This is a genomic window from Bacillus oleivorans (assembly GCF_900207585.1).
Lineage (GTDB): Bacteria > Bacillota > Bacilli > Bacillales > JC228 > Bacillus_BF > Bacillus_BF oleivorans.
Window position 1 is genome coordinate 191,332 of sequence record NZ_OAOP01000002.1, and the last position, 16,415, is coordinate 207,746.

Here is a 16,415-nt window from a genome sequence, read left to right on the forward strand (position 1 = left end):
ATAAACATTAAGGGGGCGATGAACTATTTTTAACCTGGATAAAGCGCCTAAATACCGAAAAGTAAACGATCAAAAGCTTGAACTTCATGACATGAAACAGGCAATTTTAGCCGGAGACCGGAAAGTTTTAGCACAGGCCGTGACCTTGGTTGAAAGTCAGGCAGCAGATAAACAAAAACAGGCGCAACAATTGCTGCAAGAGCTTCTCCCCTTTACAGGAAATTCGATTCGCATCGGTATCACAGGTGTGCCGGGAGCAGGCAAAAGTACTTTTATTGAGGCATTAGGATTAAAATTATGTGAAAAAGGCCATCGTTTAGCTGTTTTGGCTGTGGATCCAAGCTCTAGTGTGAGCGGAGGCAGTATTCTTGGGGACAAAACCAGGATGGAGGAGCTTTCAAAGCATCCAAATGCCTTCATCCGCCCTTCACCCTCAGGGGGAACACTTGGCGGGGTTCATCGAAAAACAAGAGAATCCATCATTCTTTGTGAGGCAGCCGGGTTTGATATTATTTTTGTTGAAACAGTTGGAGTTGGCCAAAGTGAAGTGATTGTTAGAGAACTCGTCGATTTTTTTCTCTTGCTCGTTATTACCGGTGCAGGAGATGATCTGCAAGGGATGAAAAAAGGGATTATCGAGTTAGCAGATGCGATTGCAGTAAATAAAGCGGATGGGGAGAATGAGAGAAAGGCAGAATTAACGAAGAAGGAATACAACCAAATATTGGCGATGGTGCAGCCTGCAACGCAAGGCTGGAAAACGAGGGCTTACACGTGTTCTGCCCTGTATCTTAAAGGTTTGGAGGAACTGTGGGAGGTTATTCAAAGCTTTGTTCAAACCACAAAAGTATCCCGAGTATTTTTTGAACGGAGAAAGTTACAGTCTAAACAATGGCTATTGCAATCGATCCGCGATGAATTAGAGGCTCGTTTTTATACTAATCATGAGATCCGACAGCTTCTTCAGGAATATATGAAACAGGTAGTGGAAGGGAAGGTAACCGTAACACAAGCAGTTGAAGCACTCTTTTCTATATATGAAGTAAAATAAAAATGGGATAGCGCTCAGGCTATCCCATAGATCCAGGGAGTTTAGGGGTATGGATCTAGATGTAGTAATAGGATACCCATATTATTGCGAGTTCAAACCTTTAAAACATAAAAATTTGAAAAATATATGGGAAACTTGGTATGATTATGATAAAGTCCGCGATAATGAGTAAAATTCAGGAAGAAGGATTCCTAGTGGATTTTGGATTAATCTCTAAAAAGGAGAGAATGCTATGAACATCGATTTTAATCTTTTGATGAATGATGCTGTTCGTCAAGCGCGCGAAGAAATTGTGGCGGCCGGATATACTGAATTAAAGACACCTGAAGAGGTTCAGGAAGCTCTTAATAAAAAAGGGACAACTTTAGTCATGATTAATTCTGTCTGCGGATGTGCTGGAGGGATTGCGAGACCTGCTGCCAGTCATGCGATTCATTATGATAAAAAACCTGATCAGCTTGTAACAGTTTTCGCTGGTCAAGATAAAGAAGCAACGGAATCTGCAAGAAGCTATTTTGAAGGCTATCCGCCATCATCCCCTTCCTTTGCCCTTTTAAAGGATGGCAAGATTGTAACAATGGTGGAGCGCCACGAAATCGAAGGCCATGATCCAATGTCTGTAGTCAACAAACTCCAAGAATACTTCGATAAATATTGCGAAGAAGTGTAAAGTGACTGGCACCGACTGAATTATGTCGAACCAATGTTCTTGACAAGTAAAGGTCTCACAGAAGAAAATTCTGTGGGGCTTTTTGTTTTGTGATATTCTTGAATCAGATGCGACTATTGTTTGTTGATACTGCAATATAAAAGGCATATTTTAGTTATTGAGGGGTAGCACATGTTTAAAATTGGTTATCGCACTATAAAAACAGCCGTGGGTGCCGTTCTGTCCATCATGATTGCTCAATTATTTCAGCTGGAGAATTTCGCTTCTGCCGGTATCCTGACCATTCTATGTATTAAGCCAACGAAAAGGAAATCACTAAAAGCTGCAATGGATCGGTTTGTTGCATGTTTTATTGCTTTATTACTTGCGAGCCTCTTTTTTGAATTGATTTCTTATCATCCGATTGTAATTGGAATACTTTTATTAGTTTTTATCCCCGCAACTGTTAAGTTAACCGTTCAGGATGGAATTGTAACGGCAAGCGTCATTATTTTACATGTATACATGGCAGAAAATATAACAGTGTCCTTTATATTGAATGAGGTTTTTCTTATTGTGATAGGGCTGCTCGTCGCACTCCTATTAAATCTTTATATGCCATCTCTAGATAAAAAACTATTACATATTAGGGATGAAGTCGAGCTCCATATCTCAAACATCTTACGCAGTATTGCCAACTACTTAAAAATAAATGATGAGGGATTGCTAGCCAATGAAATTACAGGACTTGATCAGGCGATACAGCGAGGAAAAGAACTAGCTTTTAAAGATTATGAAAATCGTCTTCTCCAAGAGGAAAATCTATATTTTAACTATTTTATTATGAGGGAAAAGCAATTTCATATTATTGAGCGCGTCCTTCCATTATTGGCTTCCTTTCAATTCAATACTTCACAACGGATCCAAGTTGCAGAATTTATTCGCGATTTAAGTGAACATGTTCATTCGGGAAATACGGCTCATCATTTTTTATATAAATTGTATCGGCTAAAGCACTCTTTCGATCAAATGGAGCTTCCGAAAACCCGCGAAGAGTTACAAGAACATGCGGCTCTCTTGAATTTTGTAAGGGAAATGGAACAATATCTGCAAATTAAGAGTCATTTTAAAGGTCTATATGATACCAAGACGGACAGCAAAAAAGAAACATCGGGATGAATGGAAAATAAACAGTTCATGCACACTATACATAGGTGATGGACTATGAAAGTATTGCTTGCATTCATTTTAGCGGTTGTGTCGCCAATTTGGCCGATTGGAGAAAATCCTTTGCCGGGTGACCCTTTTATTATCGTTAATAAAAAATACAATAAACTCGCATTTGTCCTCGATGAAAAAATAGAAGTCTATCCAATCGCGTCGGGAAAAACCGATGATTTAACGCCAGAAGGCCTATTTACCGTAACGGTTAAGGCAATTAACCCTTACTATCGGAAGTTAAATATACCGGGCGGTCATCCGAAAAACCCTTTGGGAAGCAGATGGATTGGATTTGATGCACTAGACACAATCGGAAGAACATACGGAATCCATGGGACCAATCGTCCAGAATCAATTGGGAGATATGTTTCGAACGGATGTATTCGGATGAGGAAAGAAGATGTGGAAGCATTATTTGACCAGGTTCCGATTGGAACCAAGGTGTGGGTTGTTTCGAATTATAAATCATTCTATGATTTAGCGGTTGAAGCAGGAGCAATTATGGATGAATCACAAAAATTAAAATGGCCATTAGTGATGAATTGGTAATCACTAATGGCTTTTTTAATCGGACAAACGGGGTTTAGCGGTAAAATAGCATACGGACTATTAGGAACAGTCCAATTTTGCACAAATCATTTGCGCGGTATTTGGTCTTACAATCGAAGCAATACAAGCAGTATAGTATAGATAACCCATTAACCTATCCATATTACAAAAGCTTTTTTGCACATACTAAAGTGCAAAGGAGGTAGGGTTCATGTCATTAGATAAGAGAAGTATTGCAATTTTATCCCATCTTGTTGAAGCAAAATCCTACGTTCCCATAAAGGAACTGATGGAAAAATTTAAGATTTCGCGTCGTACAATCTACTACGATATAGATAAGGTTAATGGTTGGCTAAAAGAGAATAAATTAGAGCCGGTCAAACATGTAAGAGGAGAAGGATTTAAGCTCGAGGAAAACACAGCCTTACAAATTCCTGAAAAAATTAAATTATTCAGGACATGGCAATATGAATTTTCTGCAAAAGAACGTAAAGCCTGGCTAGCGCTCTATTTACTAGGGCGTGATACTGCGCTTTATCTAGAGGATCTAATGGAAAAGACTCGGGTTAGCCGTAATACAACGTTGGATGATTTAAAAGTATTAAAAGGAGAAATAGAGAGATTCCATTTATCCCTGGATTTTGATCGTAAGACAGGCTATGCCATTACAGGAGATGAAGATGATAAGAGAAAAGCAATTGTGTACTATTTGTCGACTGTTCTCCCTAATGAAGGATGGCAAACGTTACTGTCCAAAATCCCTTTTATCCTAAATCGATCTGATACAAATTCGGAAGAACATATAAATCTTTTTAATTCAGATGAATTGAAAGCTGTACAACATATTGTGGCAGAAAGTGAAAAGGATCTTAACATTCAATTTACTGACGATTTTTTTCATAGTTTGACCTTTCGCCTAATGTTTTTTGGAAAAAGGCTAATGCAAGGAAAAAAAGTGCAGATCAATCAGGTAGAAAAAGAAGTCCTAAGTGAAACAAAGGAATATCAAGCCGCATGTAAATTGGCACAAAAACTATCAAAAGTGTTGAACGTAGAATTTCCACAAGATGAAATATTTTATATAACAAAACATTTACTAAGCTCAAGGGTCCAATTCTCCAAAGATATTTCAGAGGAATCGGGGGATTCTGACTCTCAAATCTTAACAGAAGTGGTTTCAAATATGGTGACTGATTTTCAGAAATATGCTTGCGTCTTTTTCAAAGACAAAGAGTTATTAGTAAGAAATTTACTAGTCCATGTGAAGCCATCGTTTTATCGGATTAAGTATGGACTTGAAGTGGAAAATCAGGTGGCAGAATCGTTGAAAGAGAAATATCCCGATATTTTTCTTCTGACGAAAAAGGTCATCCATCATCTCGAAAAGGCGGTTGGGAAACCTGTTCATGAAAATGAGATTGCCCTGATTGCCATGTATTTTGGCGGCTGGATGAGAAGAGCAGGGGTTAAACCAGCGAATCGTAAAAAGGTCATCATTGTTTGCGGAAGCGGTTTAGGAACTTCTAAATTGCTTGAGACACAGTTAGAGGGACTTTTTTCAACCATTGATATTATTGGGAGCGTTTCGCTTAGGGAATTTGAGCATAACGATTATGAGGTTGATTTTATTTTTTCAACTACACCGGTACAAAAGCAAGATAAACCTGTTTTTATAGTCAGTCCAATCTTAACAGAGGCAGAGAAGGAAAGCCTATTAAAAAAAGTAAACGCTTTAATGGATGCAAATGTAATTCAAAAACAGAACTCTGTTGATGCTTTACTAGATATTATAAAAAAACATACAAACATAGTGGATCAAAAAAACTTGGAAAAAGAATTAAGGCAATATTTAACGAAGCCGAAATCGAATGTGCAGGTTGCCGCTAAACCAAGCTTACAAGATTTACTCAAAAGGGAATATATTCATTTTATAAAGGAAGTGAAAGATTGGAAGGAAGCGATCCGTGCTGGTGCAATTCCATTACTGAATAGGAACCATATTACAGAGGATTATGTGGAAGCAATGATTGATTCTGTGATGAAATATGGTCCATATATAGTGATTGCTCCAAAGGTAGCGATACCCCACGCCAATCCAGAGGATGGGGTAAAAAAATTAGGAATGAGCTTACTTTGTTTGGAAAAAGGGGTTCGCTTTTCTGATTCCCGAAAACATGATGTCCAGGTTGTGATTGTTTTAGCTGCAATTGATGGAGAGACTCATTTAACCGCTTTATCACAGCTTACTAAAATGTTTACAGACCCGGAAAATTTAAATGAAATCATGGAGAGTCATTCCTTAGATCGAATACTTGAAATGATAAAAGCTTATTCGCATTAAATGTTCAGAAAAGGAGTAACTATTTTATGAGGTTTTTAGAAGAACGTCTGGTAGCCCTAGATGTGGAAGTAACATCTTCAAACCAAGCAATTGAAGCTGCGGGAGCTTTGTTAGTCAATGAAAATGCCGTAGAAGAGACTTATGTTAAAGCCATGCTTCAATCCTATCAAAAGAATGGTCCTTATTTTGTATTAGCACCTATGATTGCCTTACCTCATGCAAGACCAGAGGATGGAGTAAAAGAAGCATCTGTGTCTTTTGTGAGACTGAAATACCCGGTCGAATTTGGGAGCAAATGGAATGACCCGGTTAAATTCGTATTTGCACTAGGTGCTTCATCAAGTAATGAGCATCTTCAAATATTACAAAAATTGACGATGCTTTTGAATGAGCCAAGCAATCTAGAACAGTTAGAAAGGGCAACAAGCTATCAAGATATAAAAAAAATTATTGGAGGGAATTAAGAATGAAAATTTTATGTGTTTGTGGATTAGGACAAGGAACTAGTTTAATTTTACGAATGAATGTAGAAACCGTTTTAAGAGAATTAGGAGTTCAGGCTGATGTGGAGAATACCGATGTGTCTAGTGCTTCAAGTGAACATCCTGATCTGATTATCACTAGCAATGAACTGGCACATTCACTAGAAGGACACTCTTCTAAGATCATTATTGTAAATAACTATTTTGATATGAATGAAATTAAGACAGCTCTAGAAGGACAAATTCAATAATTATATTAACAGGGGGTATAGTGATGGAAATCATTCAATGGATTGCCACCAATATTTTTGGTGTACCAGCTATTTTATTAGGATTTATCGTTCTGTTAGGTCTGCTTTTACAAAAGAAAACTACTAGCCAGGTCATTAGCGGAACATTTAAAGCAATGATCGGGTTCTTAATTATCAATGCAGGCGCTGGGGTCATTGTTGGTGCATTAACTGTATTTGAACCAATGTGGAAGGAAGTATTTGGTTTAGAAGCAAGTTCCTTTACTGATTTCTTAGGTCAAGAAGCATTTGGCGGAAAATATGGTTCTGCTGTTACACTTGCTATGTTTATTGGTTTCATTATTAACGTGTTACTGGCTCGATTTACGAAATTCAAATATATTTATTTAACAGGTCATATGATGTTCTGGACTACTATGATCTTTGCCGGGATTATAGTTGATGCTGTCGGAGATGTATCGTTTGGTGCACTTGTAATCTTCTTATCTATCTTTATGGGGCTATACTGGACATTCCAGCCCGCTATTGTTCAGCCTTTTATGCGCAAGGTAACAGGAAACGATAACATTGCATTAGGGCACACTTCTGCGATAGTTGCTCTTCTTGCAGCATGGTTAGGAAAAATATTTGGTAATAAAGAGAATGATTCAGAGAAAATAAAACTGCCAAAAGGACTTGAGTTTTTAAGAGATTCTAATGTTATTACAGCTTTAACAATGGGGATTTTGTTCTTTATCGGTGCAGTAATATTAATGGGAAAGGGTACTCCTGGTGCTGAAACTCTAATTGCTCAAGCTGGAGACCAAAACTTTGTAATGTATTCGATTGTACAATCCTTTACATTTGCTGGTGGTATTGCGGTTGTATTGCTTGGGGTTAAAATGTTTATCGGTGAAATCGTTCCCGCCTTTAATGGGATCGCTACAAAATTAGTACCTGGTGCAAAACCTGCATTAGACTGTCCAGTTGTTTTTCCCTTTGCGCCGAATGCTGTAATCCTTGGATTCTTAGGGGCATTTGCAGGTGCTCTCATTTGGTTAGTGATTTTAGGTAATACAGTAGCCTATGTTTTCGTACCAACCATGATTGTGTTATTCTTCCACGGTGCAACAGCAGGGGTATTCGGAAATTCAACCGGTGGGGTTAGAGGTGCCTTAATTGGCGGTTTCGTAACAGCAACTGTTGTAGCATGGGGACAATATATTACTGTTAAATTCTTAATAGATTCAACAATTCCTGATACAGCTATGTGGGCAGCAGACTCTGATATGTTTGTATTAGGACCAATTGTTAAATGGATTGCACAGCTATTGTTTTAATAAATGAAAGGGTCTGTCCAATAATAGGTCAGCCCCTTTTTCTTGATAGACTGTCAGATTTTTAAAAATGGGAGGTATAATCATGAGTTTTATACGTACTTTTAATGGAGATATCAAACCAGAGGATTTGGGATTCACATATTCTCATGAACATATTGTTTGCCGCCCGGATTATTGGGTTCAGCGCGGAGAAGATGATCTGCTTTTAGATGATAAAGATAAGTCTCAAAAAGATGTCGAAGATTTTAAACGTCATGGCGGAAAAACGATCGTAGATGCGACCGCGATTGATTATGGACGGGATGTACAGGCAGTCAAACAAATCTCGGATGAAACGGGAGTTCAAATAATCGGAACGGCAGGTTTTAACAAAAGCTTCCTTTGGGATGCAAGAGTGAAGGAAGAACTAAAGCCAATCATCGGAGATTATGAGACTTACGCAGAATGGATTGACAAGACGCCAATCAATAAACTCACCGATTTTGTGATTCGGGAAGTAGAAGAAGGATTAGAGGGCACGCCATTAAAAGCCGGTCAAGTGAAATTTGGTACAGGCTATAATCGGATCACGCCGCTCGAGGAAAAGACATTACGCGCAGTAGCAAGGGCTCACCATGAAACGAAAGCGCCTGTCCATTCTCATACTGAAGCAGGGACTATGGGGCTTGAGCAGCTTGAGTTATTAAAAAGTGAAAATATTAATCTTGAAAATTTGAGCCTGGGACATATGGATCGGAATCCAGATCCATACTACCATGAACAAATTGCAAAAACAGGGGCATTTTTAAGTTTTGATGGAATTGCGAAAATCAAGTATGCTCCGGAAAGCACCAGAATTTACTGCATTTTGGAACTAGTAAAAAAGGGATATGAGGATCAAATTTTAGTAAGCGGTGACACTGCTAGAAAAACGTATTATAAGCACTATGACTATGGTCTGGGATTAGAATATATCATCGCAAAGTGGGTTCCACGCTTTATTGATGATGCAAACCGTCAAGGATTTGACGGTGAAAAATTAATTCGCAAATTTTTTATCGAAAATCCAGCAAGATGTTTTGCATTTAAAAAGTAAGGGGAGAAGCTCTGATGAAATTTCAATTTGAAAATTCGTATGAAGTAAAAGAAAAGATTCAAAAAAGCCAAATTGCGATTTTGCCGATTGGGGCTGTAGAAGCACATGGTCCCCATCTTCCGCTTGGTACTGATAACTTATTAGCTGAAAGACTTTCAGAGCGAGTAGCTGAAAAAACAGGTGCTTTTGTTTTGCCTACGCTGCCATATGGGCAAGTTTGGAGTTTGAAAAATTTCCCGGGCAGTATCAATATCAGTAACGAAACTTTAATTTCATTACTAGTAGATATGGGAATCAGTCTATATGAACAAGGATTCCGTGTTTTTGTTATGCTTAACGGCCACTTAGGAAATGCCGTCGCACTTAAAGAAGCTGCTAGAAAGCTCTATGCAAAATTCCCGGACTTTCGCATTCTTTATCTATTTTATCCAGGCATAAAGAAAGTGACAGAAGAGGTTAGAGAGACAAAATCTTCGCATGCAACCTATTTTCATGCGTGTGAAATCGAGACCTCTTACATGCTGTATCTTGCAGAAGAATATGTTGATATGTCAAAAGCGATAACAGACATACCAAACATCCCAATGAGTGCAGATATCACACCGACACCATGGGAGGAATTTACAAGTTCAGCTGTGTTAGGCGATGCAAAATTAGCAACAAAAGAAAAGGGAAGAAAAATCATAGATGCCGCTATTGAAAACATGGTGGAATTGATAGCGGGAGCGAAAAATCAAATGAATCGGCGTAAATAAGAAGGATTAATCCAAAAACAGGCTGAAGGTTCCGCTGGAAGCGACAAAATCATTCAATCAAAAAGGAGTTAAGATAGATGCTTATCCAATTTTTTGAGAAAGCAAAAGAAAGATTAGAGCTGGTTGAAAAAAATGAAGTAGAAAATTTAATAAAAGCAGCTCAAAAAGTAGCTGAGGCAATCCAAAACGATGGAATCATCCAGCTTTTTGGATGTGGACATTCCCACATTCTAACAGAGGAAGTCTTTTACCGTGCTGGAGGCTTAGTTCCAATTAAACCAATATTTATTGAACCATTAATGCTTCATGAGGGTGCATTGCGCTCCTCACAATTAGAAAGGAAAAATGACTATGTGGGACAGTTTTTAAAGGGTGAGGATATCCAACCAAATGATGTCGTATTTGTCCTATCGACATCCGGAAGAAATCCGGTTCCCGTAGATGTTGCAGCCGAGGCTAAAAATCGGGGAGCTTTTGTCATTGGAATCACATCTTTAGAGTACTCTCAAAGTCAAGTTTCCAGACATAAAAGCGGAAAACATCTATATAGTTCTGTAGACCTTGTCATTGATAATCATTCTGTTAAGGGTGACGCTATTTTATCGTATGAAAAGGTTAAAGTTCCATTTGGTCCAACTTCTACGGTAGTAGGAGCGGTGATTTTGAATGCAATCTTTGCTGAAGCAATTAAAATCATAGCTGATCACGGATATGAACCGCCTGTTTTTTTAAGCGGAAATATTGATGGCGCAGATGAACATAATGAGAGGATTATAAAAAAATACCAAGAAAGAATTCCGTTACTGTCTTAAATAATTGGATGGGGCTGTCCGATAAGTCTCTAAAATAAAGCAGGTGGAGAAAAATGAGTTGTTTTTCTATACCTGCTTTAATATTTTACCTATTGTTAATGTTGTAATTATGTTGATTGGAGCAGAAGGCGCGAGACTCATTTCCACTGCCTCACGATATCAGTAGTTGTGATCTGAATCAGAAAAATTTTTCACGAATGAAAAAATGTATTTTTATCAAGTAGCAGTGGAAAGTGGGAGTACGGGGCAGGGGAGACCCCGTAGGCGCTAAAGCGCCGAGGAGGCTCCCCGGCACGCCCTAAGGTCCGCGAAATGCCTGAAGCGCAAATCAACAGGCAAGTTCAACACAACCATTAAAAAAACCAAAATTAAAAGGGCTACTAAAAAGTCAGTTACCAGAACTTTTTGGACAGCCCCATTTTGTTATTTTTATACTTTAAGAAAGAAACAATTTTAGCGGGATCAATAATCGACGCAGTAAAAATTTTGAGGAAAAAAGTACAATGATGCCCTAGTCAAGCTATACATCAGGCCGTGGCGTTTCGAGCGTGATAACGGCAACTAATCCTCTGCCTTCACTTTACGGCTTGCCATTTGGCGAGTTTTCTTTATAAAAACCAGCTGACTCCCATTAGCAGGGTAGAAGCAATCATGGCAAAAAGCATTAAATAAACAATTACTTTTCTAATCTTTTTATTTCTCATTAAAGGCGCTCCTTTCTCCTATATCCTTTAATCATTGTACAAGGATTTTGGCTATTCAACAAGTGAAACCAAGGGCTTTCGGCAGGGTATATCATTTTAATGCAGGAATTTCGACAAAAATAGAGAATGTAATCCAGTAAAATAGAATCGTCGTTTATCGGGAGGAGGCGGTACAGCATGGAAAAAGTAGATCATATTGGCATAGCGGTTCGTTCGATAGAGGGGGTTCTCCCTTTTTATAAGGAAGTTATGCAGCTTGAAATGATCAAAATGGAAGATGTAGAAACAGAAGGGGTACGGGTTGCTTTTCTGCAAGCTCACAATACGAAAATTGAATTATTGGAGCCATTAAATCAGGAGAGTCCAGTGGCAAAGTTTATTGAAAAGAGGGGAGAAGGGATTCATCATCTTGCCTTTCTTGTTCAGAATATTGAGGCAGAAATTATGAGACTGAAGGGGCAAGGGGCACAATTGCTTCAAGAGCAGCCGAAACGGGGAGCAGGCGGAGCCAAGGTTGTGTTTTTACATCCGAAACAAGCCAACGGAGTTTTATACGAAATTTGCGAAAGATAGACAAAGGGGAGACATCTTACATGGTAGACATTTATGAAAAAATCAATGAATTGTACGATAAACGCAGGGAAATAGAGCTTGGGGGCGGAGACGAAAAAATAAGAAAGCAGCACGAAAAGGGGAAATTGACAGCAAGAGAAAGAATAGAGCTTTTATTAGATGAAGGAACTTTTGTTGAATTAAATCCTTTTATCGAACACAGGGGGCACGATTTTGGTCTCAACGGAATGAAAGGACCAGGCGATGGCGTGGTTACCGGCTACGGCAAAATTCACGGACGTCCCGTTTACCTCTTTTCTCAGGATTTTACCGTGTTCGGGGGAGCATTAGGTGAAATGCACGCGAAGAAGATTGCAAATGTAATGGATCTTGCGGCCAAAAATGGTACCCCTTTCATCGGCTTAAATGATTCAGGCGGAGCGCGGATTCAAGAAGGAGTTGTTTCGTTGGACGGGTACGGACAGATATTCTACCGAAATGCAATATATTCAGGAGTGATCCCGCAAATCTCTGTAATCATGGGTCCATGTGCCGGTGGAGCCGTCTACTCTCCAGCGATTACAGATTTTGTTTTTATGGTAGATGAGACCAGTCAAATGTTTATCACAGGTCCTAAAGTAATCGAGACCGTAACAGGGGAAAAAATATCGCCAGAGGATTTAGGCGGTGCTCATGTCCATAATGCTATCAGCGGCAATGCCCATTTCCGGGGACAGACAGAAGAACAAGTTTTAGACAAGGTAAGAGCTCTGCTTCATTATCTTCCTCAAAATAACGAGGAATCAGCGCCAATCGCGGAGACAGAACAGGGGGACGACTATCGGACTAACCTAACCGATTTAATCCCATTTGATCCAGTCCGTCCTTATGATGTACGTCAGGTGATCGAAGCGATAGTAGATCCTCATTCCTTTTTTGAAGTGCATAAGGAATTTGCGAAAAACATTGTTGTTGGCTTTGCTAAGTTGAAGGGAGAGACTGTGGGACTCGTTTGTAATCAGCCGAAAGTGATGGCGGGGGGCTTAGACATCGATTCCTCTGATAAAGCAGCACGGTTTATCCGCTTTTGTGACTCATTTAATATTCCGCTGATCACATTTGAAGACGTAACAGGATTTTTTCCAGGAGTCAAACAGGAGCATGGGGGCATCATTCGCCATGGAGCGAAAATTCTTTATGCCTATTCAGAGGCGACTGTACCAAAAATTACGGTAATCTTAAGAAAAGCATATGGAGGAGCCTATGTTGCTTTAAACAGCAAGTCAATCGGGGCAGATCTTGTGTTTGCCTGGCCGAATGCGGAAATTGCCGTAATGGGTCCACAAGGAGCGGCCAATATTATTTTTGCGAAAGAGATAGCCTCCAGTCAGAATCCAGAGGAAACGAGAAAAGAAAAAATTGAAGAGTATCGGCAAAAATTTGCGAATCCCTATGTAGCAGCGAGCATGGGGATGGTTGACGACGTTATTGACCCGCGTGAAACAAGAATAAAGCTAATTCAGGGGTTAGATATGCTCCGTCATAAAAAAGAGCAAAGGCCAAAGAAAAAGCACGGGAACATACCTTTATAGGAGTAGATGCCTGCCTGTAGCCATCTTCCTTTGCTTGTATCGATCTGCTTATGAGCGTTATACTAGAATGGAAGTGAAAAATCGGAGGTAAATACATAACATGAAAGCAGAACGATTACTAGAGGAATTCCTAGAATTAGTACAAGTAGATTCTGAAACACGCTTTGAAACTGAAATTGCAAAAGTGTTAAGAGAAAAGTTTTCAACGCTTGGATTGGATGTTACAGAAGATGATACAACAAGTCAAACAGGGCATGGTGCTGGGAATTTAGTATGTACATTGCCAGCTACAAAAGATGGTGTTGATCCAATTTATTTTTGCTGCCATATGGATACAGTGGTTCCTGCTAAAGGAGTTAAGCCAAGTGTGAAAGATGGGTACGTAGTGACAGATGGAACCACGATTTTAGGAGCCGATGATAAAGCGGGAATTGCAGCTATGCTTGAAGCGATTCGTACTTTAAAAGAAGAAAAGATTGAACACGGACAAATCCAATTTATCATTACGGTTGGGGAAGAGTCTGGTCTTGTTGGCGCGAAAGCACTTGACCCATCCTTAGTCAAAGCAAAATACGGCTATGCACTTGACAGTGATGGGTCAGTGGGAAATGTTATCGTTGCGGCTCCTACCCAAGCAAAAGTTAAAGCCGTTATTCATGGAAAAACAGCCCATGCAGGGGTTGCTCCGGAAAAAGGGGTTTCGGCTATCACAGTTGCAGCCAAAGCAATAGCGAAAATGCCGCTTGGACGGATTGATGAGGAAACAACCGCCAACATTGGCCGTTTTGAAGGCGGTACGGCTACAAACATCGTTAGTGACCGCGTTGATATTTTAGCGGAAGCCCGTTCTCTTGTTCCGGCAAAAATGGAACAGCAAGCAGCAAAGATGAAACAAGCTTTTGAAGAAGCGGCTGAAGAAATGGGCGGAAAAGCTGAAGTTGAAGTAACGGTTATGTATCCAGGTTTTAAATATTCAAAAGATGATGAAGTTGTTCAGGTTGCACAAAAAGCTGCTGCCAAAATTGGCCGCTCAAGTGAATTGCTAAAAAGCGGCGGCGGCAGTGATGCCAATGTCTTCGCCGGTATGGGTGTGCCAACTGTCAACTTATCAGTAGGATATGAAGAAATTCACACAACGAATGAACGGATGCCAATTGAAGAATTAAATAAATTGACTGAAATGATGATCGCTATTATTCAGGAAGTTAGTCAATAACAAGGAGAGAAAAATATAATATGGCAACATTAGGACATGCTGTCACATTTATGATGGGGAATCAACCATACGCCATCTCTTTAGAATATATTAAATCAATCGAACCATTTGATTTGATTGAAACCCAAGAGCCGGGCTCAAGTGTCATACTCGGAAAAAGCATAATTCGCGATGAAGAGGTAATCGTTCTTGATTTACAGTCTTTCTTATTGGATCATCCATTCCAACAAACAGAGGAGTCCCGCCTCCTTTATGTTGAAGCTGAAAATGAACGATTTGCGATAGCTGTTTCTGCTGGAGAAGTGATTAATGGCCACGATCTTAAACTAAAAGAGATGGGACTAGCAGGAAATCAAGACAATCAGTTTGTTACAAACGTTGTTTTACTCAATGATCAAATCATACCGGTCATCAATCCGCAAATATTGTTTGGAACTTTTCATCAAATAGTCAGGTAAAAGCTGCCAATTTGGCAGCTTTTGCTTTTTCCGAAATTATAATAAGATAAAAGTACAATTGATGACAAAGAAGGGCTCTGCCATGGAATCCAAAGCAAGAATCATTTTTCATATCGATATGAATAGTTTTTACGCATCGGTTGAAACGGCTTTTCATCCCGAATTAAAGGGCTTGCCTTTAGCGATTGCCGGGAATGCGAAAGAACGGAGAGGCATAATTGTTACTTGCAGTTATGAGGCTAGAAAATTTGGGGTAAAAGCGACAATGCCAATATGGGAAGCGAAAAAGTTATGTCCTGGCCTCATCATAAGGGAACCGGATTTTGATAAGTACCGTTCTGTTTCGAGACAAATGTTTCGCATTTTAGAAGATTATACGGAATGGGTGGAGCCGGTGTCGATTGACGAAGGATACATGGATGTAACGGAAGCTGAAGGAAATCTGCACCCAATTGCACTTGCAGAAACCATTCAAAAACGATTGCTAAATGAACTGCAGCTGCCTTGCAGTATTGGGATTGCCCCTAATAAATTTTTGGCGAAAATGGCATCCGATATGAAAAAACCATTGGGAATCACGGTTCTGCGGAAAAGAGATATGCAGACGAAGCTATGGCCATTAGAAATTGAAGAGATGCATGGGATTGGGAAAAAGACAGCAGAAAAATTGCGGAAAATCGGTATGAAAACAATTGGAGATTTAGCGAATGAATCAGAACTGACTTTAAAAGTAGCCCTTGGCATTAACGGAAAAAAGCTGTGGGAGCGGGCGAACGGTATAGACCGCCGAAAAGTCGATCCGGAAAGTGTCAATGAAATCAAATCGATTGGAAATTCAACCACCTTGCCAAGAGATACCGATAATCTGCAAGAAATTTATCAGATCCTCGAAAGACTAACCGACCGTGTGAGCAAACGTCTGCTTGCCAAGGGGTATGTTACTGAGGGAATTCAGATCATGATTCGCTATTTTAACAGAAAAACAGTTACGCGAAGTTTGACTTTATCAGATCCGCTCTTTAAGACTGAGGAGCTATTACCTTTTGTCAAGCAGCTGTTTTCAGTTAATTGGAATCATGAGCCCATTCGGCTTTTAGGTGTAACAGCCAATCATCTGCTTGATAAAAAAAGCTTTGCCCAGCAGCTTGATCTATTTTCCTATGAAAAAGAAGAAAGAGAATATAAGCTGTATGAAACTCTCAAAAAACTAAATCAAAAGCATGGAGAAGCAATCATTAGAAAAGGAATCGAAAAAAAGCAATAGAAAAAAGAGGCTAAACAGGGTGACCACTGAAAAAGTCCATTATAAAGGAAAGGCAGAAACGTTTATCAATAGAGAACGTTTCTGCCTTCTTTTATTTTATATCCCTCTTAACCAGGGCTGTTGA

At 39.4% G+C, this 16,415-nt stretch carries 17 protein-coding genes; 16 read left to right on the forward strand and 1 reads right to left on the reverse strand.

Annotation, left to right across the window (positions count from 1 at the left end; genetic code table 11):
- Positions 1–25 precede the first annotated feature (25 nt).
- The 11 genes from meaB to CRO56_RS04475 all read left to right on the forward strand — a co-directional run bounded on the left by meaB (position 26) and on the right by CRO56_RS04475 (position 10,505).
- Positions 26–1,051 (forward strand): methylmalonyl Co-A mutase-associated GTPase MeaB, encoded by a 1,026-nt coding sequence (gene meaB, locus CRO56_RS04425; protein ID WP_425427179.1) that lies wholly within the window; start codon positions 26–28, stop codon positions 1,049–1,051.
- Positions 1,052–1,283: 232 nt separating this feature from the next.
- Positions 1,284–1,721 (forward strand): BrxA/BrxB family bacilliredoxin, encoded by a 438-nt coding sequence (locus tag CRO56_RS04430; RefSeq protein WP_097157406.1) that lies wholly within the window; start codon positions 1,284–1,286, stop codon positions 1,719–1,721.
- A 171-nt stretch (positions 1,722–1,892) separates the two neighbouring features.
- The gene (locus CRO56_RS04435) at positions 1,893–2,879 is read left to right on the forward strand and encodes an aromatic acid exporter family protein (RefSeq protein WP_097157407.1); all 987 of its coding nucleotides are present in this window, start codon (positions 1,893–1,895) and stop codon (positions 2,877–2,879) included.
- Between the two features lie 45 nt (positions 2,880–2,924).
- Positions 2,925–3,470: a L,D-transpeptidase gene (locus tag CRO56_RS04440; protein WP_097157408.1), complete on the forward strand. Its 546-nt coding sequence runs from the start codon at positions 2,925–2,927 to the stop codon at positions 3,468–3,470.
- A gap of 211 nt (positions 3,471–3,681) precedes the next feature.
- On the forward strand, positions 3,682–5,811 hold the full coding sequence (locus tag CRO56_RS04445) for a BglG family transcription antiterminator (RefSeq protein ID WP_097157409.1): 2,130 nt from the start codon (positions 3,682–3,684) through the stop codon (positions 5,809–5,811).
- A 26-nt stretch (positions 5,812–5,837) separates the two neighbouring features.
- Positions 5,838–6,275 (forward strand): PTS sugar transporter subunit IIA, encoded by a 438-nt coding sequence (locus tag CRO56_RS04450; RefSeq protein ID WP_097157410.1) that lies wholly within the window; start codon positions 5,838–5,840, stop codon positions 6,273–6,275.
- A gap of 2 nt (positions 6,276–6,277) precedes the next feature.
- Positions 6,278–6,544 (forward strand): PTS sugar transporter subunit IIB, encoded by a 267-nt coding sequence (locus tag CRO56_RS04455; RefSeq protein ID WP_097157411.1) that lies wholly within the window; start codon positions 6,278–6,280, stop codon positions 6,542–6,544.
- Between the two features lie 23 nt (positions 6,545–6,567).
- Positions 6,568–7,863 carry a PTS ascorbate transporter subunit IIC gene (locus CRO56_RS04460; protein ID WP_097157412.1) on the forward strand — a complete coding sequence of 432 codons (1,296 nt, stop codon included), beginning with the start codon at positions 6,568–6,570 and terminating at the stop codon, positions 7,861–7,863.
- 82 nt (positions 7,864–7,945) lie between these two features.
- Positions 7,946–8,938 (forward strand): phosphotriesterase family protein, encoded by a 993-nt coding sequence (locus CRO56_RS04465; RefSeq protein ID WP_097157413.1) that lies wholly within the window; start codon positions 7,946–7,948, stop codon positions 8,936–8,938.
- A gap of 14 nt (positions 8,939–8,952) precedes the next feature.
- A complete protein-coding gene (locus CRO56_RS04470) occupies positions 8,953–9,693 on the forward strand; it encodes a creatininase family protein (RefSeq protein ID WP_097157414.1) in 741 nt (246 codons plus the stop codon).
- A 77-nt stretch (positions 9,694–9,770) separates the two neighbouring features.
- The gene (locus tag CRO56_RS04475) at positions 9,771–10,505 is read left to right on the forward strand and encodes an SIS domain-containing protein (RefSeq protein WP_097157415.1); all 735 of its coding nucleotides are present in this window, start codon (positions 9,771–9,773) and stop codon (positions 10,503–10,505) included.
- Between the two features lie 608 nt (positions 10,506–11,113).
- Here the strand turns inward: CRO56_RS04475 and prli42 are convergent.
- A complete protein-coding gene (gene prli42, locus CRO56_RS22765; protein ID WP_179714167.1) occupies positions 11,114–11,209 on the reverse strand; it encodes a stressosome-associated protein Prli42 in 96 nt (31 codons plus the stop codon).
- A 177-nt stretch (positions 11,210–11,386) separates the two neighbouring features.
- Here prli42 and mce point away from each other — a divergent pair, with 177 nt between their 5' ends.
- From mce to CRO56_RS04500, 5 genes are all read left to right on the forward strand, one after another.
- The gene (mce, locus tag CRO56_RS04480; protein ID WP_097157416.1) at positions 11,387–11,782 is read left to right on the forward strand and encodes a methylmalonyl-CoA epimerase; all 396 of its coding nucleotides are present in this window, start codon (positions 11,387–11,389) and stop codon (positions 11,780–11,782) included.
- Between the two features lie 20 nt (positions 11,783–11,802).
- Complete coding sequence (locus CRO56_RS04485) at positions 11,803–13,353, forward strand: acyl-CoA carboxylase subunit beta (RefSeq protein ID WP_097157417.1); 1,551 nt, start codon at positions 11,803–11,805, stop codon at positions 13,351–13,353.
- 100 nt (positions 13,354–13,453) lie between these two features.
- Positions 13,454–14,569, forward strand: a complete 1,116-nt coding sequence (locus CRO56_RS04490; RefSeq protein WP_097157418.1) for a M20/M25/M40 family metallo-hydrolase — start codon at positions 13,454–13,456, stop codon at positions 14,567–14,569.
- Positions 14,570–14,589: 20 nt separating this feature from the next.
- Complete coding sequence (locus CRO56_RS04495) at positions 14,590–15,027, forward strand: chemotaxis protein CheW (protein ID WP_097157419.1); 438 nt, start codon at positions 14,590–14,592, stop codon at positions 15,025–15,027.
- Positions 15,028–15,109: 82 nt separating this feature from the next.
- Positions 15,110–16,291 carry a DNA polymerase IV gene (locus CRO56_RS04500; RefSeq protein ID WP_097157420.1) on the forward strand — a complete coding sequence of 394 codons (1,182 nt, stop codon included), beginning with the start codon at positions 15,110–15,112 and terminating at the stop codon, positions 16,289–16,291.
- Positions 16,292–16,415 lie beyond the last annotated feature (124 nt).